At 42.1% G+C, this 21776-nt stretch carries 29 protein-coding genes and 3 tRNA genes; 20 read left to right on the forward strand and 12 right to left on the reverse strand.

The genetic code is table 11. From position 1 onward, the window contains the following. Position 1 precedes the first annotated feature (1 nt). Positions 2-86: transfer RNA gene (locus DACSA_RS03510), tRNA-Ser, on the forward strand. Between the two features lie 20 nt (positions 87-106). Beyond that, positions 107-373, forward strand: coding sequence for a hypothetical protein (locus tag DACSA_RS21955; RefSeq protein WP_041235294.1), 267 nt, complete (start codon positions 107-109; stop codon positions 371-373). On the opposite strand, the gene DACSA_RS20195 is transcribed toward DACSA_RS21955, so the two are convergent. Together DACSA_RS20195 and DACSA_RS20200 are read right to left on the reverse strand one after the other, a co-directional pair. Continuing rightward, positions 274-501: a Uma2 family endonuclease gene (locus tag DACSA_RS20195; RefSeq protein WP_015228453.1), complete on the reverse strand. Its 228-nt coding sequence runs from the start codon at positions 499-501 to the stop codon at positions 274-276. The genes DACSA_RS21955 and DACSA_RS20195 overlap by 100 nt on opposite strands. A 24-nt stretch (positions 502-525) precedes the next feature. Then, on the reverse strand, positions 526-672 hold the full coding sequence (locus DACSA_RS20200; RefSeq protein WP_156800637.1) for a hypothetical protein: 147 nt from the start codon (positions 670-672) through the stop codon (positions 526-528). Between the two features lie 16 nt (positions 673-688). Between DACSA_RS20200 and DACSA_RS03520 the strand changes: the two genes are divergently transcribed. Further along, positions 689-1336, forward strand: a complete 648-nt coding sequence (locus DACSA_RS03520; RefSeq protein WP_015228454.1) for a Uma2 family endonuclease — start codon at positions 689-691, stop codon at positions 1334-1336. After that, a complete protein-coding gene (locus tag DACSA_RS03525; protein WP_015228455.1) occupies positions 1336-1893 on the forward strand; it encodes a Uma2 family endonuclease in 558 nt (185 codons plus the stop codon). The genes DACSA_RS03520 and DACSA_RS03525 overlap by 1 nt, the downstream gene beginning before the upstream one ends. A gap of 384 nt (positions 1894-2277) precedes the next feature. Here DACSA_RS03525 and DACSA_RS03530 read toward each other — a convergent pair whose 3' ends face one another. Both DACSA_RS03530 and DACSA_RS03535 read right to left on the reverse strand, forming a co-directional pair. Beyond that, positions 2278-2565 (reverse strand): Uma2 family endonuclease, encoded by a 288-nt coding sequence (locus tag DACSA_RS03530; protein ID WP_041235295.1) that lies wholly within the window; start codon positions 2563-2565, stop codon positions 2278-2280. 169 nt (positions 2566-2734) lie between these two features. Next, complete coding sequence (locus DACSA_RS03535; protein WP_015228456.1) at positions 2735-3511, reverse strand: hypothetical protein; 777 nt, start codon at positions 3509-3511, stop codon at positions 2735-2737. A 160-nt stretch (positions 3512-3671) separates the two neighbouring features. Between DACSA_RS03535 and DACSA_RS03540 the strand changes: the two genes are divergently transcribed. After that, a complete protein-coding gene (locus DACSA_RS03540; protein WP_015228457.1) occupies positions 3672-4358 on the forward strand; it encodes a Crp/Fnr family transcriptional regulator in 687 nt (228 codons plus the stop codon). Between the two features lie 2 nt (positions 4359-4360). Here the strand turns inward: DACSA_RS03540 and DACSA_RS03545 are convergent, their stop codons facing one another. After that, the gene (locus tag DACSA_RS03545; protein ID WP_015228458.1) at positions 4361-4747 is read right to left on the reverse strand and encodes a DUF4359 domain-containing protein; all 387 of its coding nucleotides are present in this window, start codon (positions 4745-4747) and stop codon (positions 4361-4363) included. 73 nt (positions 4748-4820) lie between these two features. Between DACSA_RS03545 and DACSA_RS03550 the strand changes: the two genes are divergently transcribed. After that, a tRNA-His gene (locus tag DACSA_RS03550) sits at positions 4821-4893 on the forward strand. Positions 4894-4949: 56 nt separating this feature from the next. Here DACSA_RS03550 and DACSA_RS03555 read toward each other — a convergent pair. Both DACSA_RS03555 and DACSA_RS03560 read right to left on the reverse strand, forming a co-directional pair. Then, complete coding sequence (locus tag DACSA_RS03555) at positions 4950-5858, reverse strand: S1 RNA-binding domain-containing protein (RefSeq protein ID WP_015228459.1); 909 nt, start codon at positions 5856-5858, stop codon at positions 4950-4952. Positions 5859-5945: 87 nt separating this feature from the next. Further along, the gene (locus DACSA_RS03560) at positions 5946-6686 is read right to left on the reverse strand and encodes a dienelactone hydrolase family protein (protein ID WP_015228460.1); all 741 of its coding nucleotides are present in this window, start codon (positions 6684-6686) and stop codon (positions 5946-5948) included. A gap of 237 nt (positions 6687-6923) precedes the next feature. Between DACSA_RS03560 and DACSA_RS03565 the strand changes: the two genes are divergently transcribed. Together DACSA_RS03565 and DACSA_RS03570 are read left to right on the forward strand one after the other, a co-directional pair. Continuing rightward, complete coding sequence (locus DACSA_RS03565) at positions 6924-7439, forward strand: DUF4351 domain-containing protein (RefSeq protein WP_051017272.1); 516 nt, start codon at positions 6924-6926, stop codon at positions 7437-7439. A 15-nt stretch (positions 7440-7454) separates the two neighbouring features. Then, on the forward strand, positions 7455-8300 hold the full coding sequence (locus tag DACSA_RS03570) for a DUF2887 domain-containing protein (RefSeq protein WP_015228461.1): 846 nt from the start codon (positions 7455-7457) through the stop codon (positions 8298-8300). Between the two features lie 21 nt (positions 8301-8321). Here the strand turns inward: DACSA_RS03570 and DACSA_RS03575 are convergent, their stop codons facing one another. Both DACSA_RS03575 and DACSA_RS03580 read right to left on the reverse strand, forming a co-directional pair. Next, complete coding sequence (locus DACSA_RS03575; protein WP_041235297.1) at positions 8322-9056, reverse strand: ABC transporter ATP-binding protein; 735 nt, start codon at positions 9054-9056, stop codon at positions 8322-8324. Between the two features lie 14 nt (positions 9057-9070). Continuing rightward, on the reverse strand, positions 9071-10327 hold the full coding sequence (locus DACSA_RS03580; protein ID WP_015228463.1) for an FtsX-like permease family protein: 1257 nt from the start codon (positions 10325-10327) through the stop codon (positions 9071-9073). Positions 10328-10635: 308 nt separating this feature from the next. Between DACSA_RS03580 and DACSA_RS22795 the strand changes: the two genes are divergently transcribed. From DACSA_RS22795 to DACSA_RS03605, 5 genes are all read left to right on the forward strand, one after another. Then, entirely contained in the window at positions 10636-10872 is a 237-nt protein-coding gene (locus DACSA_RS22795; protein WP_456297637.1) for a CNNM domain-containing protein, read from the forward strand. Further along, entirely contained in the window at positions 10778-11002 is a 225-nt protein-coding gene (locus DACSA_RS21245) for a hypothetical protein (protein WP_198007766.1), read from the forward strand. The genes DACSA_RS22795 and DACSA_RS21245 overlap by 95 nt, the downstream gene beginning before the upstream one ends. A 247-nt stretch (positions 11003-11249) precedes the next feature. Then, on the forward strand, positions 11250-11879 hold the full coding sequence (gene nusB, locus DACSA_RS03590; RefSeq protein ID WP_015228464.1) for a transcription antitermination factor NusB: 630 nt from the start codon (positions 11250-11252) through the stop codon (positions 11877-11879). 15 nt (positions 11880-11894) lie between these two features. Continuing rightward, on the forward strand, positions 11895-13217 hold the full coding sequence (ftsY, locus tag DACSA_RS03595) for a signal recognition particle-docking protein FtsY (RefSeq protein ID WP_015228465.1): 1323 nt from the start codon (positions 11895-11897) through the stop codon (positions 13215-13217). A gap of 236 nt (positions 13218-13453) precedes the next feature. Then, positions 13454-13690 carry a hypothetical protein gene (locus tag DACSA_RS03605; protein WP_015228466.1) on the forward strand — a complete coding sequence of 79 codons (237 nt, stop codon included), beginning with the start codon at positions 13454-13456 and terminating at the stop codon, positions 13688-13690. Positions 13691-14051: 361 nt separating this feature from the next. Here the strand turns inward: DACSA_RS03605 and DACSA_RS03610 are convergent, their stop codons facing one another. After that, a complete protein-coding gene (locus tag DACSA_RS03610) occupies positions 14052-15659 on the reverse strand; it encodes an MFS transporter (RefSeq protein ID WP_015228467.1) in 1608 nt (535 codons plus the stop codon). Positions 15660-16059: 400 nt separating this feature from the next. Between DACSA_RS03610 and DACSA_RS03615 the strand changes: the two genes are divergently transcribed. From DACSA_RS03615 to DACSA_RS19550, 3 genes are read left to right on the forward strand one after another with little or no spacing between them, the layout of a single operon-like run. Beyond that, the gene (locus DACSA_RS03615; protein ID WP_051017273.1) at positions 16060-16368 is read left to right on the forward strand and encodes a late competence development ComFB family protein; all 309 of its coding nucleotides are present in this window, start codon (positions 16060-16062) and stop codon (positions 16366-16368) included. Continuing rightward, positions 16358-16660: a BrnT family toxin gene (locus tag DACSA_RS03620; RefSeq protein WP_015228469.1), complete on the forward strand. Its 303-nt coding sequence runs from the start codon at positions 16358-16360 to the stop codon at positions 16658-16660. Before DACSA_RS03615 ends, DACSA_RS03620 begins: the two co-directional genes overlap by 11 nt. Beyond that, positions 16644-16817 (forward strand): hypothetical protein, encoded by a 174-nt coding sequence (locus DACSA_RS19550; RefSeq protein WP_015228470.1) that lies wholly within the window; start codon positions 16644-16646, stop codon positions 16815-16817. Before DACSA_RS03620 ends, DACSA_RS19550 begins: the two co-directional genes overlap by 17 nt. An 89-nt stretch (positions 16818-16906) precedes the next feature. On the opposite strand, the gene DACSA_RS03630 is transcribed toward DACSA_RS19550, so the two are convergent. After that, positions 16907-16979: transfer RNA gene (locus DACSA_RS03630), tRNA-Phe, on the reverse strand. A 141-nt stretch (positions 16980-17120) separates the two neighbouring features. Here DACSA_RS03630 and DACSA_RS03635 point away from each other — a divergent pair. Next, the gene (locus DACSA_RS03635; RefSeq protein WP_015228471.1) at positions 17121-17756 is read left to right on the forward strand and encodes a DUF3038 domain-containing protein; all 636 of its coding nucleotides are present in this window, start codon (positions 17121-17123) and stop codon (positions 17754-17756) included. Further along, complete coding sequence (locus tag DACSA_RS03640) at positions 17753-18739, forward strand: DUF4335 domain-containing protein (protein ID WP_015228472.1); 987 nt, start codon at positions 17753-17755, stop codon at positions 18737-18739. Before DACSA_RS03635 ends, DACSA_RS03640 begins: the two co-directional genes overlap by 4 nt. Here DACSA_RS03640 and DACSA_RS03645 read toward each other — a convergent pair. Further along, positions 18689-20248: a helicase C-terminal domain-containing protein gene (locus DACSA_RS03645; protein WP_015228473.1), complete on the reverse strand. Its 1560-nt coding sequence runs from the start codon at positions 20246-20248 to the stop codon at positions 18689-18691. The genes DACSA_RS03640 and DACSA_RS03645 overlap by 51 nt on opposite strands. A 53-nt stretch (positions 20249-20301) precedes the next feature. Here DACSA_RS03645 and DACSA_RS03650 point away from each other — a divergent pair, with 53 nt between their 5' ends. Beyond that, the gene (locus DACSA_RS03650; protein WP_015228474.1) at positions 20302-21147 is read left to right on the forward strand and encodes a prephenate/arogenate dehydrogenase; all 846 of its coding nucleotides are present in this window, start codon (positions 20302-20304) and stop codon (positions 21145-21147) included. 35 nt (positions 21148-21182) lie between these two features. After that, complete coding sequence (locus DACSA_RS21960) at positions 21183-21359, forward strand: hypothetical protein (protein WP_015228475.1); 177 nt, start codon at positions 21183-21185, stop codon at positions 21357-21359. The last annotated feature ends 417 nt before the right edge of the window (positions 21360-21776 follow it).

Here is a 21776-nt window from a genome sequence, read left to right on the forward strand (position 1 = left end):
TGGAGAGGTGGCAGAGTGGTCGATTGCGGCCGACTTGAAATCGGCTGAGCCGAAAGGCTCCGGGAGTTCGAATCTCCCCCTCTCCGTTAACGTTCGATCAATGGTGATGATTGCTTTAGATAAAAAAGACTGGGAACAAGAAGAGAAAGTTCCCGTGATTGAAGCACTGAACGAACAATTTGGTCAAGTTAGTGAACCAAAAACGTTGATTCAAGAGTCAGAAACGTTTTTCACTCTACTACCAAGTTACTTGAAAATAATAGAATACGTCCTTTATTTCCGCCTTAGTGTACTAGGTGATGAAAAAACTCTACCAAAATTATTTCTTGACCAAATTTTTAGTTCTGTGGTCAAGTTAGCGATAATATCTTGATTTTTCCAATGAGGAACGCTACTCACAAATAATTCTCCTGCGATAATTTCACGACGAATCCATTCATTTTCAGGTAAGGCGTCTAAATCGTGGATTGTCCAGCGAATTGGGAAAATAATGGGATTCATTAGTTTAAGCTCGATCGCGCGTCATTAAATAGGAATTAATAATTTAATCGTAACATTATCCATTAATCGAGATGAGATAAGTTTCCCGAAAAAAGTCCGTTCTTGTAAGCAAACGATCGCGTTGATGAAATCATCATAATAAAGATTATAATAAGTAGAAGTTGACCTCATTTGAGGAGGTGTCTGAATGAAACGCTTAAACAACACGCAACTCCCTACAGAAACTTGGGTTTCCGCAAGCTGGGATGAGTATCTAAAAGTGCTAGATAATCACATCGGTGAAAAAGCGAAAACCTACTACAATAACGGTCAGTTGAGAATTGAAATGTCACCCATTGGAAATGATCATTCACGAGATCACTCTATTATCATTCATGCCATTCATTTATTTGCTGGTATTCATGGAATTGACTTAAACGGTCAAGATAATTGTACCTATCGCCGCGTCGGAACAAAAGACGTACAACCCGATGTCTCTTTTTATATTGGAAAAATCGCCGAAACCATTCCTTGGGGAACAGGAATTGTCAATTTAGATCAGTATCCGCCTCCTAACTTGGTGATTGAAGTCGCCAATACCTCTCTAGAAGATGATAAAGGTGCTAAACGCTTACTCTACGAAGAATTAGGGGTAGATGAATATTGGATTGTTGATGTGCAAAATGTGGAAGTCCTAGCGTTTACTGTGGAAAATAAAGGGAGTCGTCGTATTAGACAATCACAAGTTCTACCAGAATTAGAGATTTCCTTGCTAGAACAAGCATTTCAACGCACTCGCCTTATGAATCATGGCAAAGTCAGCGCATGGTTGTTAACCGAATTTCAAAATCGCTAATGAATCTAAGTTTCACCAAACCAATCAGCCTCGATGAATTTCTCAAGCGACCAGAAGACCGTTGTGAACTGGTTAATGGAACTTTAAAGCCGAAAGTGTCACCAAAATTTAAACACGCACAAACTCAAGGTTACTTGTATCGACTTCTACATAACTGGTGTGAAGAACAACAAATCGGTCAGGTTTTGCCAGAATGGGGGATGATCTTAAAGCGTAATAACACCGATTGGGTGCCAATTCCAGATTTAACTTATGTTTCTTATCAACGCCTTGCTGCAGAATGGGATGAGGATGCAATGTGTCCTGTTATTCCTGAATTGGTGATTGAAATTATCTCTCCAGGACAAACATTTGGCGAATTAACGGAAAAAGCCGAGAATTACATGAAAAATGGGATCGATCGGGTTTGGATTGTTGATCCGCAAGCGCAAACGGTAACTGTTTTCCGAAAAGAGGAAGGGTTTAATACCTTGACAAAGGAAAAATCTCTTACTGATCCTTTATTTCCTGAATTAGAGTTGTCCATTTCTGATTTATTTGCAAAGAAAAAGGGGTAAAGGCTTTTGGGGTTAAGTTTAAACATTAACCAATTCTATAACTTCAACCAACTACATTGTAGGGTGGGCATCGCCCACCATCAAGTAACTTTGCGCTTATTACTGTAACTTTACTTTTCCAAAATGGTATAAGATGGTGTTGGGTTTCGCTTCCCTCTTTTCAGTGATCAGTGACCAGTGATCAGTGACCAATGATCAGTGAATTAATAATCTAAGTAGTCAATTTGTAGCACTAATTGTTCACGCATGGTATTACTAATTAAGTTGGAAAACTACTGGTCACTGGTCACTGCTTAACTGGTCACTGATTAGTGTTGGGTTTCGCTTCTCTACACCCAACCTACTTTGCTAAAAATTTCGGCAATAGTGTTGGGTTTCGCTTCTCTACACCCAACCTACTTTTTTCGGCAATAGTGTTGGGTTTCGCTTCTCTACACCCAACCTACTTTTTTCGGCAATAGATAAAGAGAAATTGGGTAATAAGGGGGAAGTTGCGAGATCGCGATCGGTTAGCGTTTCAACTAACATCAATTGTCCCTTTTCTGGGCGATAAATTTCTAATTCTTTGCGAAAACGATCGACAATCCAGTATTCTTGCACCCCACCTTGAGAATAGAGTTTTAATTTGGCTTGTTTATCCCGATAAATGTTTTTTTCTCCAGAGGAAAGCACTTCTACAATTCCAATGAGGGGCGCGAGTCACAAATAATTCTCCTGCGATAATTTCACGACGAATTCATTTGTTTTCAGGTAAGGCGTCTAAATCGTGGATTGTCCAGCGAATGGGGGAAATAATTCGATTCATTAGTTTAAGTTCGATCGCGCGTCATCAAATAGCAATTTATAATCTAATCCTAACCTGATCCACCTCTTTGAGGATGGCTTCAGTAATGGCGATTAAAAGCAGACGAATAATTGCAATATCTGGAAAATTAGGCTGTTTTCGGTCGAATATTTGGCAGTGGCGATGAAATTCTAGAAATTCTTTGCTGAGACGATTCGCGCTCTTTTCTAATTCTTGGGAAGGGGAAACTTTTTCTAAAGCATCAGTTGTCGCTATCAGTTGATACATAAATTCCCAGTCTTTGGCTGCTAGAATATTCAGGGAAAAATTAGATAAATCATGCCACTGTCTATTGTCAGAAATAATGTTTTCTTCGCTTCCTAATTCCCAAATTGTACAGCATCGATCGCGCACATATCGAGAAAGAGATCTAGAGTTTAATTCGGTTTCCAATTCAGAAGGAAAACACACGGTTGTTAAGCGATTAACCCACCCCTGTAACCATCCCTGAATGGCAGCTTCTCTCAGGTGAAACTGAATCCAAGCTGGGGAAATTAATTCAATTTCGGCAAAATCAGAGGAAATTTGCTCTTTTAAGCAATCAATAAGTTGTTTCGCTCGGTTTTGTGCCAGATTAGGCTGTTTTCCCGCAATAGAGAGCGCGATCGCACTCCGATAAGTGAGTTGATGATCTAAGAAGCGAAACGTTAACGGAATGACATCACTCCGAGTTGAGCTTTTCCCATCCAGTTGAAACAGGGCGCTCTCCACTTCTGAGGTGATTATCCTCTCGATAGAGATAAAATAGTCTTGCTCTCTTGACGAATCACTCATTACTAATGTATATTTTTATACTTGCATTCTGTAATCTGAACAGCCATGATCATAAGAAAGAAATCAAGATGAGCAAGCGATCAATGACCGTAAATTCTCGGAAAACTGTTCCCCCAAAAGCACATTTTATTCTAACTCACAGCACTTAAACTCAACACTCATGGATTCCCTTCCCACCTCCAACATCACAAGCTCATCTGCAATTTGGCAACAGGTTTCCGATTGGGCAACAAATCGTTATCGGAAACGCACGTTTAATAAAGATGAGCGCATTCCGGCACGTCCTGGGTTATTATATATCGTGGAACAGGGAGTGATCCGTTTAGGAGGAGTCTCGCAAGACGATCGCAACAAAGGAAAAAAGGCTTCTGAAGGAATCGAAACTTTTTTAGGTTTTGTGAGTGCGGGTCAACCGTTTGAAATCGTTACTCAATCTCCCTACACTTTAGAAGCATACGCCCATGTGGAAAAAACGTCTGTCATCTGGCTTTATTGGCAAGATTTGGATAACTGGCATGATTTTCGTTGGGAAGTTTTAGAAGCATTCCGCGCTCAACATCAGCGAAAATTGATTTGGTTGAGTACCTTTGGACAAAGACAAACGATCGATCGACTCTTGGGGTTTATTACCCTTCTCGTAGAAGAACATGGCAAACCTCACCCGAAAGGCTATGTTTTGCCCTTCTCTCTCACTCATGCTCAAATCGCCAGCGCGATCGGCTCTACTCGTGTCACAATCACTCGTCTCATGGGGAAATTACGCCAACAAGGACGCATTATGATCATTGAAGAAAGTTTAATCGGTTTACCCACTTCCCCTCATCCCGTCACCAGTGGAGAAGAGTAAACCTACTTTTCTTTTTTCTGATACGTCCAGAAGTTTTGAAAAGCCCCGATCGTTTTAAACTCATAACTGGGTAAACCTGCGGTTAGGGATAATTCTGTTTTATAGATGCTAAACAAAATATAATTTTGTCTGTCGGTCGATCGAGCAATCCAATCCGCCATCGGTTTTTTTCCGCCATCGACAAGGTTATTGCATTGTTTCTGTAGAATACCTCCAAACGCATCGGGTGCGTCGGCGCAAACCTCTTCTTTCAGATAATCCCCCATTCTTTTCGCCGCATAGGTTTGGTATTCTCTACGGGGAGGGTTTGTCATTGCCATCGCACTTCCGACACCAAGAACAGCGATGCTACTCACGATAACACTAATTTTCCAAGTTCTAAGTTTCATAAAAAAGCACGATCGGGGTTGACGCTTACTGCGTCTCCCATGTTATATTATTTTATGGTGTTAAAACATCGTGGCGAGCGTAGCCAAGTGGTTAAGGCAGCGGTTTGTGGTTCCGCCATTCGTGGGTTCGAGTCCCATCGTTCGCCCTTTCTTCCATCGGAAAATCATCGAATGGGTGGGTGAGACCCACCCGCAAGTGATTTTATTCCTCGGAGTTACCAGCTTGTTGGACTCGTGACTCAGCTTTTGCCATGACTTCTGCTTTACTATCCAACATTTGACCTGGATAATGCTCTAATTCCTTTGTAGAAAGCGCAATACGTCCTTGATGTTCGTCCACATCGACAATCATCACTTTCAAAGTTTCTCCCACCGAAAAGAGAGACTCTAGAGAATCAACTCGTTTTTGACTGATTTGTTTAATATGGAGTAAACCCGTTACGCCAGCGGCGAGTTCCACAAAAGCACCATAGGGCTTGAGATTAACGATTTTCCCTTCAATGAGACTACCCGCAATAATTTGACCCATGGCATCAGCTTTCGCCGCTTCCCGTTGGGATAAAACCAGCCGTTTGTCTTCGGGATTGACTTCAATCAAGATTCCTGTCACGGTTTGACCGATTAAGTCATCTAAATTATCGGAAGCGAGAATATGCGATCGAGGGACAAACGCCCGTAACCCCATAATTTCTCCCTTAACACCGCCGCGATTACTTCCTGTTACCACAATTTCTACAGGTTTTTTATCTGCTTGGTATTCTTCTAAGGTTTCCCAGACTCGTTGTTCCTGTAACTGTTTTCGAGAAAGGGTAACTTGTCCATCCGCATCTTGTTCGCGAATCACTAAGAGTTCGATTTCTTCATCGAGGGGAATTGCTTCCTCGAAAGATGCGATCGATCCTAAATTGGCTTCAGCGAAAGGAAGCAGTCCTGGAGACTTCCCTCCGATATCAACATAAGCATAATTACTATCATAGTTAATGGCTTTCCCGCGCACGATCTGACCTTTCTGGAAGTGATAATCATACTCTGGGAGTGCTTTTTCAAAATCGTCCTGAGAGAAAGGAACGTTGGCTTGAGATTGGGAAGAGGGGGTGAAATCAGAGGTCATCTTAAAGTTAAAAGGTATTCGTAAAAAATGGGAATGGGAAAGAACTAGAATTAGGTTCTAGAGTTTCCCGATCGTTATCTCACTAGCTTACTGCTTCAGTATCTCTTGAAATAGTCCTTTGACTCTTTCCCAAGCATCTTGAGCAGCAGTAGGATGATAACTGGCTCGTTGATCACAGAAAAACCCATGATCGGCTCTATCATAGCGAAAGATACGATGAGGGATGTTCTGTTTCTTAAGCTCGGCTTCAATTTGATCCACTTGTTCTAAAGGAATCAATGGGTCTTCTGTACCAAAAAAGGCGTAAATTGTTCCCTTAATGTCTTTGGTGCGAGTAATGGTCGGTTCACCACCACCTGGGGTTTCCGTGGCAATACCAGCGCCATAGAAGGACGCGGTGGCGCTAATATCATCTAATGTCGCCGCGAGATACGCCACATGACCGCCGAAACAAAACCCGATGCAACCCAACCCGTTTCCTTGACAGTTGGGGAGGGATTTTAAGTGGTCGATCGCGCTTTGAATGTCGTTGAGGAGTTCGCTGGCTTTGGTTTGTTCTTTATATTTTCTTCCGATTTCTAAATCTTCGGCGGTATAACCCGCGGTGAAACCTGGGGCTTGTCGTTGATAAATGGCTGGCGCGATCGCGATGTATCCTTCTTTAGCCAAGCGTTGAGTCACATCTTTAATATGATCATTAACGCCAAACACTTCCTGAATCACAATCACACCAGGATAAGTTCCCGAAGTAGTCGGTTGAGCAAGATGAGCATCGACTTGTACATCTCCCGCATTGAGTTTAATTTCTTCAGTTTTGATTTCAGACATAATAATAACTGGTTATAACGTTGTCTCAAGACAATGATCTCCCCACAGTAGGGGGCTGATTCATTTTAGCAAGAGGAAACGCTTTTGAACCCATCAAAAGTAGGTTCTGTGGAGAGTAGCGAAACTTAACATAAATTAGCTAATTGACCGTAGGGTGGGCAATGCTTAATTGACCGTAGGGTGGGCATTGCCCACCCTACAAGATGTAACATCTACTTTTTAAATTGGTATGAGTTAATGGGAGAAACGCCTCCCTGTGAGTACCAGTTTCGCGCTCAAGAAGTAAAAGCCTTTGGGTTTCGTACTGATGGTTTAATGTTTCCGCGATCGACCGACCCGAATCACCCAATTATTCTTCTCGAAGCACAAACAAAGGCTAAAGCATTATTACAACGTAGTCAACAGGAATTATCAGAACCCTCTCAACGAGATAATTTTGTAGAATTATTAATAGAGTTAATCACTCGGATTTTCCCAGAACAAAGTAAGGAAGAGGTAAAAAGAATGTTAGAGTTAGTCCCTGTCAAGCAAACTAGATTTTATCGAGAGGTTCAAGAAGAAGCAACGCGATCGCTGGTCATACGATTATTATCTCGTCGCTTCGGAGAGATTCCTTCCACAACACAAACCCAAATTGAACAATTGAATCTCGAACAAACCGAATCCTTAGCGGAAGCATTGCTCGATTTTACTTCTCTTGATGATTTAACCAACTGGCTAGAACAATCAGGTAATGATAATGTTGAGCGGTGACAAGACACTCAAGACATGAAAACCGACGACATCTTCTATCAAATCTTTCAAAAATCCCCAGGATTAGCCTTTGAGTTAATGGGAGAAACGCCTCCCTGTGAGTATCAGTTTCGCGCTCAGGAAGTAAAATCCTTTGGGTTTCGTACAGATGGTTTAATGTTTCCTCGCTCAACTAACCCAAATCACCCGATTATTCTACTCGAAGCACAGATGCAACCTGACCCACAGTTGTATTATCGGATATTAAACGAACTAACCACTTATCTGCGTCAATATCAACCGCCAAATCCTTGGCGAGTGATTGTCCTGTATCCAGAACGATCGGTAGAACGGGTGATTCCACAGATGGATCAGATTTTAGCATTTTGTCGCCTGCAACGATTTTACCTGAATGAACTTCCAGAACAGGTGTCGTTAGGTCAAGAGATTCTGAAACTGATTGTTACGCCACAAACGGAAGCGGAAACGAAAGCGAAAGCGTTATTACAGCGTAGTCAACAGGAATTATCAGAACCCTCTCAACGAGATAATTTTGTAGAATTACTAATAGAGTTAATCACTCGGATTTTCCCAGAACAAAGTAAGGAAGAGGTCAGAAGAATGTTAGAGTTAGTCCCTGTCAAGCAAACTAGATTTTATCGAGAAGTTAAACAAGAAGGTCGAGAAGAAGGTCTTGAAGAGGAAGCGCGATCGCTGGTCATACGATTATTATCTCGTCGCTTCGGAGAGATTCCTTCCACAACACAAACCCAAATTGAACAATTGAATCTCGAACAAACAGAATCCCTAGCTGAAGCATTGCTCGATTTTACTTCTCTTGATGATTTAATCAACTGGCTAGAACAATCAAATCAAAATTGAAAGCGCGGACGATCGAGGCGTTTAAGTTTTCGGTTTAATTAATCCATCTTCGAGATCAGTAATCTGATCCGCAACATCTCTAATTCTAGGATCATGGGTGACGATTAAAACCGTACAACTATTTTCTTTTGCTAAACGTCGCAATAATTCTGTTACCTGATGTCCACTTTTAGAGTCGAGAGCGGCGGTGGGTTCATCTGCCATAATTAAAGGAGGATTTCCCGCTAAAGCTCTAGCGACAGCAACTCGCTGTTTTTGTCCCCCAGATAAGTCTCTTGGTTTCTGATTAGCATATAATTCTAAGCCCACTTGTTCTAGCAACAATTGTGCTTCATAACGGGCTTTTTTCCCTTGTATTCCTTTCACATTGAGAATAATTTCTACATTTTCAGCAGCCGTTAAAGCAGGGAAAAGATTAAAGTTTTGGAAGATAAAACCAATGTGACGACGGCGAAACGCAGTTCTTTTTTTTCGAGACAGTTTGGTGATTTCTTGTCCTAATAAATAAACGTTTCCTTGACTGGGCGTTAGTAATCCTGCCAAAATCGAAATAAAGGTGGTTTTTCCAGAGCCAGAAGGCCCCATCAATAGTTGAATACTTCCTTTATTTGCTTCCCAATTAATCCCTTTTAGAATGGGAATTTCTTGTCGTCCTGACTGGAAAAACATCGTAATGTCTTCGGCGCAAATCGACGTATTAATTGATAAATTAGATTGCGGAAAAGGATTCGATCGAGCGCTGGTTTTGAATAACACAATGAAATTTTAAACTAGGCCTTAAAGACAATAGCAGGATCAACACGGTTAACTTTTTGAATGGCAACAATTGCCGAACCTATACACATAATAATCGTAATAATAAAGATTGCGATCGCGCTTTCGGGAGTAATTACCAGCAATGTCCCTTGATTAGAATTAATTAAACGAGCTAATCCCAAACAAATCATCATCGCGGGTAGATAGCCTAAAATTGCCATCCATAACGCTTGTTCGATAATCACACGATAAATCATCTCTGCCGAAGCGCCCATCGCTTTCAATGTACCAAATTCTTTTAAATGATCAGAAACCGAAGAATATAAAATCTGACTCACTACCACTGTTCCCACAATAATTCCCACCACTGTTCCTAAACCTAAGATAAAACCAATTCCCGTGCGTTGCTGCCAATAATTTTGGGTTTTCTGGCTTAATTCTTTCTGAGTATAAACGGTGACTTGATTTAATTCTTGTTCCAAACGTTCCTTCAGCGTAGAAAGTTCCACCCCCACTTCTGGCTTCACTAAAATAAAAGTAATTACATCTGATGCGACTACTTCCCTCGGATCACTTGGCGACTGAATATCTTGTTCTCCTTCCTCCGCCGGTTGAAAGCGATTAATACATTCTAACTGGGATGAACCTTGAGGTAAACTACAGTTTAACTGTGATTTTCCTCCTGCTTGTAAGTAAGCTGTGGCATTTTGCAGGGAGGTTAAAACAAACGGATTAGAAATCATCGACGCATTTCCCTCCGTTATCCCCACCACTTTCGCGGGTAAAGCGTTCATTTGCGCTTCTATCCCTGTTTTTTCCACATTCAGGCTATCTTTATCGGTTCGATCGATCATCACCGTGTAAGGGTCACGAAGCGTCTCTAAATCCCCTTTTAGCACTTTTGGAGGACGATATAATTGACCATTGGGATTAAAACCAACAATTCTCGCTCTCGCCATCTGTCCTTCTGGAGGATACCATTGCACCCCCGAAAAAAGTAACCCCTCCGCGCGATCGACTCCTGACACTTGACGCGCTTTAATCAATTCGGAAACAGGAATCGGTAAGGTTAATTCTAATTGTACAAGGGAATCAGAGGACACCCAAAGCGCGGCGGAAGCATTATCAATTAAGGCGACAGTAGAGAAACTAAACCCTGTAAAAATACCTGTTTGTAGGGTAACTAAGCTAACCGCAAATAAAATTCCTGCTTGTGCGACGATAAAACGAGGGATATCTTCAAGGAGATTTTTACGAGCAAGAGATACCATTATAATTACTTTTTAGAATTAACTTCAGTTATTGTTTTCTGCGGAGATTTAAAATTATCTTTTCCTGATTAACGTTATCATTCTATCATATAGCGATCCCATATCATTTGTAAAAAGTTGACTCACGAAAGCCCCCCAGAATTGGGCCGGAGCGAAGGTGAGGATTGGGGGGCGAATAATTTACAATTCATTTAGGATTGCTATAGCGCTATAATTTCAACCTAAATTGGTGATTTTTGATAATGTTATCGGTACTCAGTGAAATTTTATTTCTGTTTTTACTCATCATCTTAAATGGTCTTTTTGCGATGTCAGAAATTACGATCGTTTCCGATCGTAAAACTCATTTAGAAAAACTTAGCGCCAGAGGCGATCGAGCTGCTAAAATGGCTTTAAAGTTAGCGAATAACCCCAATCGGATTCTTTCTACCGTCAAGAGTGGGAATTACTTTGGTTGGAATTTTTTTAGTGGAACAATGTACAGAATCAGGAACGATCGAAGCGGTAGAACAAGATATGGTGCAAAAAGTTTTACAATTGAATGATCAAAGCATCAGTCAATTAATGAGTCCTCGATCAAAAATGATTGGGTTAGACTTGAATGCAAATCTCGAAGAAAACCACCGTAAAATCATTGCAAGTCATCTCAATTATTGTGTTGTTTATAAGGGTTAGAAGTTTTAAAGTTGTTGAAAGAAACGAAAAAAAAATTCGCTTTAGTTTGTAATCAATCAGGACAGATTAAAGGGATGGTTACACTAAACCAAATCTTAGAAGCTATCATGGATAATTCCTAATACCATGTGTGAATAATTGGCGCTACACATCATCCCATTGTTCCCCCCTTTCAAAGGGGGGTTAGGGGGGATATACTGTTACCTGACTTTTTGAAAATGGGATAACCTTAATCATCGAATTAACCATGAAAAGAAAACAACCGCGTCGAGTCGCCCGTGAATTGGTGCTTCTGAGTCAAGGTCAAATGGGAAAAGACCCCGAAAAAATCTCAAATCAAGCATTAGATCAGATTGTATTGGCGGCGGTACGGACGTTAACCCACGAAGTAGAAGAGACGATCGAAAATGCGGCCCAAGAATTAAAACGAGGACAAGAACGTTTACTTAGTAGCGAAACCCGTGCTACCAGTTTGAATAGTGCGAAAACAATGGTTTCGGAAGCAGTAGAATTGACAGAAACAGCGATGAATCGTTTAGGATACGCGATCGAGCTACCAGAGTTTCTCTATATTGCCAACTTGCAGGAAGTACGAGACTATACGGTGCAGTTGTTAACCACAATTGTCGAACATCGGGAAAAAATTGATGATCTGATTCGTGCTTCTTTGGTGGATTGGAATTTCGATCGATTACCAAAAATCGATCGCTCGGTGTTACGCATTGCTGTCGCGGAGATGGTCTTTCTAGACACGCCGCTGCAAATTGCCATTAATGAAGCAGTGGAACTAGGGAAACGCTATTCTGATGAGGAAGGATATCGTTTTCTTAATGGCGTACTCCGTCGCGTTAGTAAACAATTAACAATCAATAAGTAAGTAAGAATTAAGACCATGGTTTTTAACTGGTTTCATCGTCAATTTAACGAAAAAGAGGAAAAGCAAGATTCAGGGGTTTCCCCCGACACCGTAACCGAGGAAACTCAATCGGAAACCGAAGTTTCTCCTGATACCAAAACTGAGGAAACTCCTGTTGTCGCAGAAACAACTTCATCGGAAACCGAAGAAACTCAACCCGAAACCCTATCGGTAGAAGAGGAAGTTGTGACTCCGACTTGGATGCAAAAATCAAGCGGATTAGATAAATTAAAAGAAAGCGCGATCGATGATCTTCCCGAACCCGAACCAGAAGCAACCGTCACTCCCAGCGAGGAGGAGGAAGAATCCGCTTGGTCAGCGCAAGTTTTAGCGAATCAAGGACGAAAACCAGAGGAAATCTCGGAAGAAGAAATCAGTTGGTTAAAACAGTTGCGCCGAGGGTTAGGAAAAACCCGCCGTAACTTCCTGAATCAGTTAAAAGCTGTGGTGGGGAAAGGTCCGCTTAATGAAGATGCGGTGATGGAAATCGAAGCATTGCTGTTACAAGCAGATGTGGGGATTGAAGCCACAGATTACATCATCGAAACCTTACAAGCAAAAATGCGCGAGGAAGCCTTACCCTTAGAAAGCGCGATCGCCTACTTAAAAGAAATTGTCCAAGAGATTTTAGAACGTCCTTTCCAAGATAAAAATACGCCAGTTACATTCGCACCAGAAAAAGATCAACTGAATATTTGGTTAATTACTGGGGTGAATGGAGCGGGAAAAACCACTACAATTGGAAAACTGGCGCATCTTGGTCAAAAGTCCGACTATCGCTGTTTAATTGCGGCAGCGGATACCTTTCGCGCGGCGGCGGTGGAACAAGTAAAAACCTGGGGCGATCGCGCGAACACCGAAGTTGTGGCGAATCCCAGTCAAAACAGCGATCCCGCAGCAGTGGTTTATGATGCCATTACCAAAGCCCAAAGTAAAGGAACAGAACTGTTATTAGTCGATACCGCAGGACGATTACAGAACAAGAAAAACCTAATGGAAGAATTGGGAAAAATCCGTAAAGTTATTGATAAAAAAGCACCAGATGCGAAAATAGAATCCTTATTAGTGATTGATGCCAGTTTAGGACAAAATGGGCTAAAACAAGCCGAAGCCTTTACCAAAGTTGCTCGTTTGAGTGGGGTTGTCTTGACGAAACTGGATGGAAGTTCTAGAGGCGGCGTGGCTTTAGCGATTTCTAAACAACTTAATCTCCCCATTCGTTTTGTTGGCGCTGGCGAAGGAATTGAAGATTTACGTCCCTTTTCCAGTTATGAGTTTGCGGAGGCTTTATTAAGTTAATAATAACATCTCAGTTCCCCCAGAATTGGGCAGGGCTGTTTCATTATGAATGAAATCAAGGGAGGTAGGGAGATGGGGGAGACAAGGGAGACAAGGGAGATGGGGGAGATTTCAGAACTCTTTTTTCTTATGAATAAGCCAAAAAGTAGGAAAAACATCTCGATGTGGCGAAGCCACCGCCCTTCGGGTATCGGTCGGCGTAAAATGAAAGTGAAGCGTATTTTGGACTAAAGTTAATGAATCAAGCAGAGTTAAACGTTCAATTTGCAATCTGTATTTCAGGTGAAGAAGAGGGAGATTTGGAACTCTGGAAACTTTATCGCATTTTGCCTGATTCCAAAGCTAATGAAGTAGAATGTCTCCGTATCATTGATGAATCTGGAGAAGATTATCTCTATCCTAAAAATCAATTTATCTTCGTAGAATTCCCGATCGCGGTTCAAGAAAAATTACTCTCAGCTATCGAATCATAAAGATATTGATAATTCTTATTGGTTCAGTTCCCCCAGAATTGAGGAGCGACCCCGCGGAACGCGGGTTCCGCAAGGGAACGCGCGACGATGAGGGCTAGGGGGCAAATCTCCGCTAATAACATCATTTTTGTCCTTTGTCTTTCGTCCTTCGTCCTTTGTTTTCTAATGACTAATGACTAATTTATGTTGGGTTTCGCGTGGAGACGTTCCATGGAACGTCTCTACCCAACCTACTTTTTTGTCCTTTGTCTCTTTCTGCATCAAAACCTTGAAATCTTACCGATCAATCAACCCTCTTGCCTAAGGCAACTTGCCTCTTGCCTTACTAAACCAACCAATGGACTTTTTCAGGAGGCACCAATTACTGATTGCGTTTTTCTGAGAGTTGTAAACAGATTTGCTGGTGAACGTCTTTCGTTAGAGGATAAAAATAGGCAAGAATCAAGCCACCAATCAGACTTAACATCGGTAGCGGACCGATCGCGATCCGAATTGCAAGTAACGCACTATCTGGCTGTGGTGGCGGCGCTTGACCTGGAATCGACTCCACAAACCCAGCCCATTCTAAACTTTGACCGACTAAAAATAAACCCAATGCTAAACCAATTTTTTGTAATAAAACCATAAACCCATAAAAAATTCCTTCCCGTCTTTGTCCAGTTTCCAACTCATCTAATTCAATCACATCAGGAACCATCGACCAAGGAATCAAATAAGCGACAGACACCCCAAAACCCGCTAAAATTGCCAACGCATACATTCCCATCACCTGACCAGGTTGGAGAAATATTAGACCAATTTGTGCAATCATCCAAATGCCAATTCCTAAACCATAAACGACCTTTTTTTCTACTCGTTTACTAATTGCTCCCCAAACAAATAACATCACTAATGCTGTTCCTTGTACCCCTAACGCAACATTCGGAAAATCACTGTCTGGTAAGCCCATCCAATTCACAACAAAATAGGGAAGAATGGAAGCAGTTAGCTGTACCGCTAACCAAGAAAAAAGATAAATCCCAATCACAAACCGAAAAGGACGGTTGTTAAAAACGATTTTTAATTGTTCCCGAAAAGGGAGCGCCATTGTCTGTTGTTTCGGTAAGGAAACGGGTGATTGTGGAATCGGATATTTTTTACGATGAGCGATTAAAGTAATAGCAAATATTGCAAGTAAAACCATGATTAATCCTCCCATCACGAAGAAGAAAATATTGCTATCTTGAATAAATTTTAAGATGCCATATCCTCCTGAAATTAACGCAAGCGGGAATAATATCCAGACGAATTGTTGTTTTCTTTTTGCAGATAAAAGGGGTTTTCGATCGCGCTCTTGGAGGCTTAAACTACACCAAAAAATCGGAATCGTTGATAAAATCGCCATGGCAATTCCGAGAATAAAATACTGTTGTTGTTGATTGTCTGGATAAGCACTAAAAATAATTCCCGCCAGAATTAAAGAGAGAATACTTCCCCCTAAAGAAAACGCAAAACGAAAACTATTTAAGCTGGTGCGTTCGTTATAATCCTGTGTCAGTTCTGGCGTGAGTGCTGTATAGGGTAAATTAACCGCCGTGTAAGCAATATTAAATAAAATGCCAATGAGGACATAATAGCCAAAAAGTAACCAATTATTAAGCGTGTCGTTGGTGCTGAATTCAGGAACAATCCATTGTAAAATAAACAGGAGTGCAAACGGAATCGCGCCGAAAAAGAGCCAAGGCAATCGTCTTCCCCAACGGCTGTCCGTGCGATCGCTAAACATGCCAATAATCGGATCATTAATGGCATCAGCAATTTTGCCAATCATCAAAATGCCTCCCGCTAATCCTGGGGGGAGTCCCGCCACTTGAGTAAAAAAATACAGTAGGAAAAAGACTAGAACATTCGCTGTAATCGCCGGACCCAAATCTCCCGCACCGTAGGCAAGTTTAGTAATCAATCTTAACTTTTCAGAAGAATTAGACATAACAAAAATAATACTTAAGTAATTTAATCAATCAGGCTGTAATTTGACCCAAGATCACTTTAGAATAAAGAGGTAGGGAAACTTATAAGTGACAGAAATCACTTTTAGAATTTTCTGTATCAACTTCCACCAAATTTTTAAGACCTCTATTGTTATACCATTTTGAAGAGTTGGTGCTACGGTATCGACTACTTAAGCCCCCCCAACCCCCCAAGTTTGGGGGGCTTAAATGTAACTTTACTTTTCCAAAATGGTATTAGTATGAGTGATTATCAATCGTTAAACCATCGCCACCTGTTCTCAAAACTAAGCAAATACGCTCGTAATAGCTTTACAGGGCGTTTGAGCATCAAAATCGACAATTCCCCCTCATGGCCTATTTATTTCAACAGTGAATGTGATGGAAAACTTAGTTGCGATCGAAGTGGAAAAACAACTCAAAAGTTTTCCCCAAAAGAGAATTGAAAACATCAGCAAGTTAGATGTGATCACTTATGCCCTCAACCGACTTCCTCCTCTCTATGCTGCGAGTAAAGAAGGCATGGCAAAGCAAACCGAAGAAGGTAAAGAAAATTACCAAGAAAAAATTAAACTCACGGTTCAACTTGCCATTGCTCAAGTGAGACGAGACCCGATTCGTAAAGCGACTCGCATCACTTCGCCTTCTTATTTAGGTAAAATGTCTGTAGAGGGGAGTGATGGAGTTTGAATGGGACGAAGGCAAACGAGAAAGCAACTGGCAAAAGCACGGTGTAGATTTTGAAGACATCACACCTATATTTGAAACAGACCCCGTGCAATGGATTGATAATCGCAAAAATTACGGTGAGGAACGGGTTAATGTTTTAGGAGAAGTTGAAGGTGATATATTTTTTGTCACCTACACTAAACGAAATACAAAATACCGTCTAATTAGCGCAAGGAGGGCAAATAGCCGTGAAAGAAGAAAATATTACCAGAGTCTCTTGGGAAGAATGGAAACAGATGAAGGGCAAAACTGACTGGGAAAAAGTGCATAACATGACCGAGGAAGAAATCGAACAAAATGCACTCAACGATCCAGACAGCTATCCCTATACCGAGGAAGAATTAGAGCAGATTGAACCCGTAGTCTATCATGGTTTTGAGGAATGGAGAAAAGCCCATAAAAAGACATAACAAAGATTGTGGATGGGGGATTCCCGCTTATTCTACTAAAAACGACTAAAGCCCCTTGCTTCCTTGTAAGAAAGAGGGGCTTCAACTTATGCCAGGACGCAGATTTGAACTGCGGACACGGGGATTTTCAGTCCCCTGCTCTACCAACTGAGCTATCCCGGCTCGCGCTCTTTTGTTTTGCGCTTTACTAATGTAGCAAATAATTTTAAGGGTGGCAAGTGTCGAGAGAAAATTTATTTTCTACTGGTTTCGCGTTACAGTAGATGAGAAAATCGAAGCGTTTGGTATGTTTTTCCGCGATTTATGAGCCAATCCTCGGCAAATGTCATGAGTAATGAAGCGCCCTCAACTCAATCTCCGAAACCCTGGTTGTGGGACAATCTTCCCAATTATCCTGTTTCTGTGCGGGGGTGTTCATCTCGTACCGCTCAGGAGATTGATCTGTTGTTGCTGGCTCTGGAAGCACTGGAATTAGGAAGTTCGGAGCAAATGTTGGCGACTGCAAAAAATCTGAATTTAACTGATTTGATTCCGAATCGAGTCGCCTTGTGGCGCTTGCGTTGTACAAATCCCTGGCGACGCTCTTATCTGCGACGGTATCTGGAGTTAGAACCAGCAAAGGCTCTCACAATTATTGCCGCGAATCGATCGCGCCAACTAACCTTTTTAATCCGCCAACTGCTACTGGTAGAACAACAACTGCGAGAAAAAGACTTGCCGCTACAACAGAATTTCCGACTAAACTGGTATCTCGAACGATTTCGCACTCATTTTCGCAGTCGCATGAATCCTCGCCGCGCTAGAATCGCTGAATATCTCGCTTCTCTAGACCAATTAGACGAGTTGGCTTTATCCTTACTAAGAAAACTTCTATTCGCTACAGGAAGCGCAGGAACTCAACGTTTGTGGTGTAGTTTATTTGATGGAGAGGTAAGATGACCATTCGCCGCCAATATAGTTTACCGAATTGTTCTTTAACGCTAGAGGGTTGGACAGGAGAAACGAATCCGAATGATGGGGGAAATGGGCGACCTTTGATGTCAATTTTGGTTAACGCTGAATGTCGTTTTACTGACCCCAAACACCAGTCTTCTGTACTACAAGGAGACAAAAATTTTCTCGAAAGTTTGGTGCGAGTAGTGAATAATTACGCACAATCGGTTTTAAGTGGTATTATTGCTCAACCGACTCAAGATTGGGTGGGAGAATCGTTTTCGATTAAGCCCCTTCCAGAGCAGAATCGACACCAGTTGCAGTTTATTCGCACCGAAGAAGGAAAGACAGAAGAGATTATCAAGATTGATTTAACGACGGTTGAGTTATTCGATTTAGTAGAGGCGATCGATCAACTTTTAAGTGATGGAACAACCCTACCTGAACTTACCTTAAGCCTACAACCTCGTTCTCGGAAAATTCGCGGTCAAAATGAACCCTTAGCGAAAAAAGCAAAACCCGCGATGGTGGGTGTCGCTAGTTTAGCCGTCGCTTCGATCGCGCTGTTATTTGCTCCCATCCCAGAAATCAGAGAACCAGAAACCCAAAACTCGCAACAAGAAGAAACCAGCACCAATAACACAGCAGTTCCTTCTGGCATTACAGGAATTCTAGCGGATACTCCCAGAATCACCAACTCCCAACAATTAGCATCTTTAGCAGATATCCTCGAAGCCAACATTGATGAAAACTGGCAACAGCGAGGATTAGTAGAACAATCACTCACTTATCGCGTGTGGGTCAATCCCAGTGGTGATATTATCGGTTATGAACAACTTTCTGGAAGCGATCGCAACCTGAGCGAAACCCCAGTGTTACCGAACCTGCTTTCCCTTTCTTCCCCTGGAGAATCCCCTCAACCGCAAGCCGTCGCTGAATTAGAAGTCACCTTCAATCCCAATGGAGTCGTCAACGTGGAAACGCAATAACTGACAGACTCCGTTCCAATTTCCCACTCGCGCATAAGGCTCTAACGCCGCCAGAATCGTTTTCCCATAACTACGATGACTGACACGGCTATCTAATAACGCAGTCACCCCTTGATTGTTTCGTAAAGGTTCTACGGCTCTTTGTAATTCTCGTAGAGCCGTCGGTAACAAATAAAGACGAAACCAATCTTGGCGCTTTTGTTTATAGTACGCCACTTGTCCCGCAACCACAGGATTTTCTAAAGAAGGTAGCGGAATTGTTGTCATTACTAACAGTTGTGGCGTTGCTAAGTCTTGTTGATGTTTTCGCCAAAACTCCCAACCACAAACTAAAATCCCATTTTCTTTAACCGCAGTGGTTTCTAAGCGCACTCGTGAGCCAAATTTGCCCGCTAAATCCGTTGTGACTTGGGTTTTCAATGGCACATCACTGACTAAAATCACGGTGAGACTTTGTTCAAAATCGGCTTCCGTAATCAAATGGCGTAATTTTTCTAAAAGTGCTGGCTGAAACTGCTCTGTATTGGGCATAGGAATGCGATCGGGAATATATAAATGAATTGCATTGTGATCGCGATCGGGCGAGAATCTTAAACAAGTCATCTCTCCCAAACCCAACTTTTGACGATACACGGGAGCATCTTTTTCCCAGTCTAGAAACCCACCAATAAACACAGTCGCCTGTTGTTGCCAAATCGGAGCGAGTTTTTCCGCCAGAGAAACTGGAGAAGAGGCGATCGTAAATTCTCCTCTTTCGCGATGAATATCCGCCCAAAATAATTGATTTGCTTCCTTTGTTTGCTGGAAAAACTGACAAAAGTGATGATGCGGTGAAATGTTCTGTAATACCCGAAATAATCTCTGTAAAATCTCTTGTTCGGGTTGATTCAACAATAAACACTCATAGGGATTTTGAGGGCGGTTATAAAGCATTTTCGTCAACTCAACGCGCACATCTCGAATGATTTCCCGTTGTTGAGGATAATCATTAAGTAATTGATTCCAATCACGGGGAGTAAAACGCAATGTCAACGCTTCTCGCGCCCAACTTTCTAAATCATCCGCTTCATCAAAAATTGTCGGAATCCCTGTGGGAAAGCATCCTTGCTGTAAAAGTCGATCGCGCAACCATTCTTGAGGAGAAACGAGAATTAGGCTCGAATAAGCCGCTAAATCCTGAGCAGCTGGCTGTTTAAGTTGATCCCAAACCATAACCGATGTCTTAGCATCCAACCATTCTTTCAACTGAGGAATCGCACTGTCTAACAATTGCTTTTGTTTCGTCTTGGGAGCAACTACAATAACAGGACGAGCAAACAACAAGCCTGGCGTCAGATAGCTAAAGCAGTAGCCATCCGCAGTTCCCGTTTGCATCAAGGCTGGGCGTTTTAAGCGCAACGCTCTCGCCACCAAACGCGCCATCGTGAGATGATGAGGCCAGGTGAGATGGGGTTGATTGCGGAGAAAACTACGGAGATAGGTATGGACTTCTGCTTCAATAACTGTCACGAGAACACTTTGTTTTAATTTAGAGACACTCCCATCATTATAAAAAAGGATTTATGAAGCTCGGAATTATTGGGTTAGGATTAATTGGTGGTTCTTTAGGATTGGCGTTGCGTTCGCGATCGCATTATGTCATCGGAATTTCCCGCCATGAGGAAACTTGCGCTCTAGCGATCCAAAAAGGAATCGTTGATGAGGCTAGTGTTGATTTCTCGGTTTTGAGTGCTGTCGAGGTAATTTTTATTTGTACCCCGATCGGAGCAATTATCCCCACTGTAGAGCAATTGAAACCGATTTTATCTCCTGATACCATTTTGACGGATGTGGGTTCAGTCAAAGCCCCGATCGTGGAAGCGATGACCCCGTTATGGTCAAATTTTATCGGCGGACATCCCATGGCGGGAACCGCACAACAAGGAATAGAAGCCGCGCAACTGGATTTATTTACGGGAACGAAGTATGTCCTCACCCCCACAGAAAACACCCCTGTAGAAGCGCAAAAAACCCTAACCGCGATCGTTCAAGATTTAGGCACAGAATTAATCACTTGTTCACCTGAAACCCATGATCAAACAGTGGCTTGGATTTCTCATTTACCCGTTTTTGTGAGCAGCAGTTTGATCGCTTCCTGTGTTCAAGAAACTGATCGCGAGGTGGTGACATTAGCACAAAAATTAGCAAGTTCAGGATTTCGAGATACCAGTCGCGTCGGGGGAGGGAATCCTGAATTAGGGGTAATGATGGCGAAATCTAATCAAAAAGCCGTGTTGCGATCGTTGCGAATCTATCGTCAACAATTGGATAAAATGATCCATGCTATTGAGGAAGAAGACTGGGAGCAAGTCGAGAGGATGTTAGGGGAGACGAGGGAAGCGCGATCGCTTTTTACCACTAAAAAGTAGGTTGCGTAGAGACGTTCCATGGAACGTCTCCACCCATGGAATGTCTCCACCCATGGAACGTCTCCACGCGAAACCCAACATCGATCAGTGACCAATTAATTGATGAACCTGGTGCGGGAAAAACCACTCAATTTTATTTTGGTCATTCGCGTCAACAAGCAAGACAAAATCGAAATTCTGGACAGGCTGTTGGTCGTGATTTTCTCAGTTAGCGTTCGATCGCGCTCTTTCCCAAAAGCCCTGATCAACTTCATCCTGAAATCGCGTTTCACAGTGGTTGGAAAAGCTCTCCCGCCGCGATCGCTGCATCGATTGTCGCGTTGGGACACGACTTCACTTCGGTTACAAGAAGGGAAAGAGAGCCGTCTGGAATCAGTCATCAAAATATTAATGTATTATTGCATTTTGTAACAAATAAAAACAGAATCCTTGACTTTGGCGAGGCTGTAAAGGCAATTTACTGTTGATTTGAGAAACTTTCAGTCATATTTTAAGTATTGTTAAGTCCCCTCAACAGTTGTGGAAATCAACCACTATTATTGACAGGTAAGGTACAACAGAGAATCGTAAAAAGGATCGATTGTTGTATCGAAAGACAACAATAGTGATCATAAATTTACAAAATGATT

The sequence above is a fragment of the Dactylococcopsis salina PCC 8305 genome, from assembly GCF_000317615.1.
GTDB lineage: Bacteria > Cyanobacteriota > Cyanobacteriia > Cyanobacteriales > Rubidibacteraceae > Halothece > Halothece salina.

What these genes read in the sequence shown, in the direction of transcription:
- DACSA_RS21955 (WP_041235294.1), top strand. Translation starts at nt 107, where the DNA reads ATGATTGCTTTAGATAAAAAAGACTGGGAACAAGAAGAGAAAGTTCCC.
- DACSA_RS20195 (WP_015228453.1), bottom strand. Translation starts at nt 501, where the DNA reads ATGAATCCCATTATTTTCCCAATTCGCTGGACAATCCACGATTTAGAC.
- DACSA_RS20200 (WP_156800637.1), bottom strand. Translation starts at nt 672, where the DNA reads ATGAGGTCAACTTCTACTTATTATAATCTTTATTATGATGATTTCATC.
- DACSA_RS03520 (WP_015228454.1), top strand. Translation starts at nt 689, where the DNA reads ATGAAACGCTTAAACAACACGCAACTCCCTACAGAAACTTGGGTTTCC.
- DACSA_RS03525 (WP_015228455.1), top strand. Translation starts at nt 1,336, where the DNA reads ATGAATCTAAGTTTCACCAAACCAATCAGCCTCGATGAATTTCTCAAG.
- DACSA_RS03535 (WP_015228456.1), bottom strand. Translation starts at nt 3,511, where the DNA reads ATGAGTGATTCGTCAAGAGAGCAAGACTATTTTATCTCTATCGAGAGG.
- DACSA_RS03540 (WP_015228457.1), top strand. Translation starts at nt 3,672, where the DNA reads ATGGATTCCCTTCCCACCTCCAACATCACAAGCTCATCTGCAATTTGG.
- DACSA_RS03545 (WP_015228458.1), bottom strand. Translation starts at nt 4,747, where the DNA reads ATGAAACTTAGAACTTGGAAAATTAGTGTTATCGTGAGTAGCATCGCT.
- DACSA_RS03555 (WP_015228459.1), bottom strand. Translation starts at nt 5,858, where the DNA reads ATGACCTCTGATTTCACCCCCTCTTCCCAATCTCAAGCCAACGTTCCT.
- DACSA_RS03560 (WP_015228460.1), bottom strand. Translation starts at nt 6,686, where the DNA reads ATGTCTGAAATCAAAACTGAAGAAATTAAACTCAATGCGGGAGATGTA.
- DACSA_RS03565 (WP_051017272.1), top strand. Translation starts at nt 6,924, where the DNA reads ATGGGAGAAACGCCTCCCTGTGAGTACCAGTTTCGCGCTCAAGAAGTA.
- DACSA_RS03570 (WP_015228461.1), top strand. Translation starts at nt 7,455, where the DNA reads ATGAAAACCGACGACATCTTCTATCAAATCTTTCAAAAATCCCCAGGA.
- DACSA_RS03580 (WP_015228463.1), bottom strand. Translation starts at nt 10,327, where the DNA reads ATGGTATCTCTTGCTCGTAAAAATCTCCTTGAAGATATCCCTCGTTTT.
- DACSA_RS22795 (WP_456297637.1), top strand. Translation starts at nt 10,636, where the DNA reads ATGTCAGAAATTACGATCGTTTCCGATCGTAAAACTCATTTAGAAAAA.
- nusB (WP_015228464.1), top strand. Translation starts at nt 11,250, where the DNA reads ATGAAAAGAAAACAACCGCGTCGAGTCGCCCGTGAATTGGTGCTTCTG.
- ftsY (WP_015228465.1), top strand. Translation starts at nt 11,895, where the DNA reads ATGGTTTTTAACTGGTTTCATCGTCAATTTAACGAAAAAGAGGAAAAG.
- DACSA_RS03605 (WP_015228466.1), top strand. Translation starts at nt 13,454, where the DNA reads ATGAATCAAGCAGAGTTAAACGTTCAATTTGCAATCTGTATTTCAGGT.
- DACSA_RS03610 (WP_015228467.1), bottom strand. Translation starts at nt 15,659, where the DNA reads ATGTCTAATTCTTCTGAAAAGTTAAGATTGATTACTAAACTTGCCTAC.
- DACSA_RS03615 (WP_051017273.1), top strand. Translation starts at nt 16,060, where the DNA reads ATGGAAAACTTAGTTGCGATCGAAGTGGAAAAACAACTCAAAAGTTTT.
- DACSA_RS03620 (WP_015228469.1), top strand. Translation starts at nt 16,358, where the DNA reads ATGGAGTTTGAATGGGACGAAGGCAAACGAGAAAGCAACTGGCAAAAG.
- DACSA_RS19550 (WP_015228470.1), top strand. Translation starts at nt 16,644, where the DNA reads ATGAAGGGCAAAACTGACTGGGAAAAAGTGCATAACATGACCGAGGAA.
- DACSA_RS03635 (WP_015228471.1), top strand. Translation starts at nt 17,121, where the DNA reads ATGAGCCAATCCTCGGCAAATGTCATGAGTAATGAAGCGCCCTCAACT.
- DACSA_RS03640 (WP_015228472.1), top strand. Translation starts at nt 17,753, where the DNA reads ATGACCATTCGCCGCCAATATAGTTTACCGAATTGTTCTTTAACGCTA.
- DACSA_RS03650 (WP_015228474.1), top strand. Translation starts at nt 20,302, where the DNA reads ATGAAGCTCGGAATTATTGGGTTAGGATTAATTGGTGGTTCTTTAGGA.
- DACSA_RS21960 (WP_015228475.1), top strand. Translation starts at nt 21,183, where the DNA reads ATGGAATGTCTCCACCCATGGAACGTCTCCACGCGAAACCCAACATCG.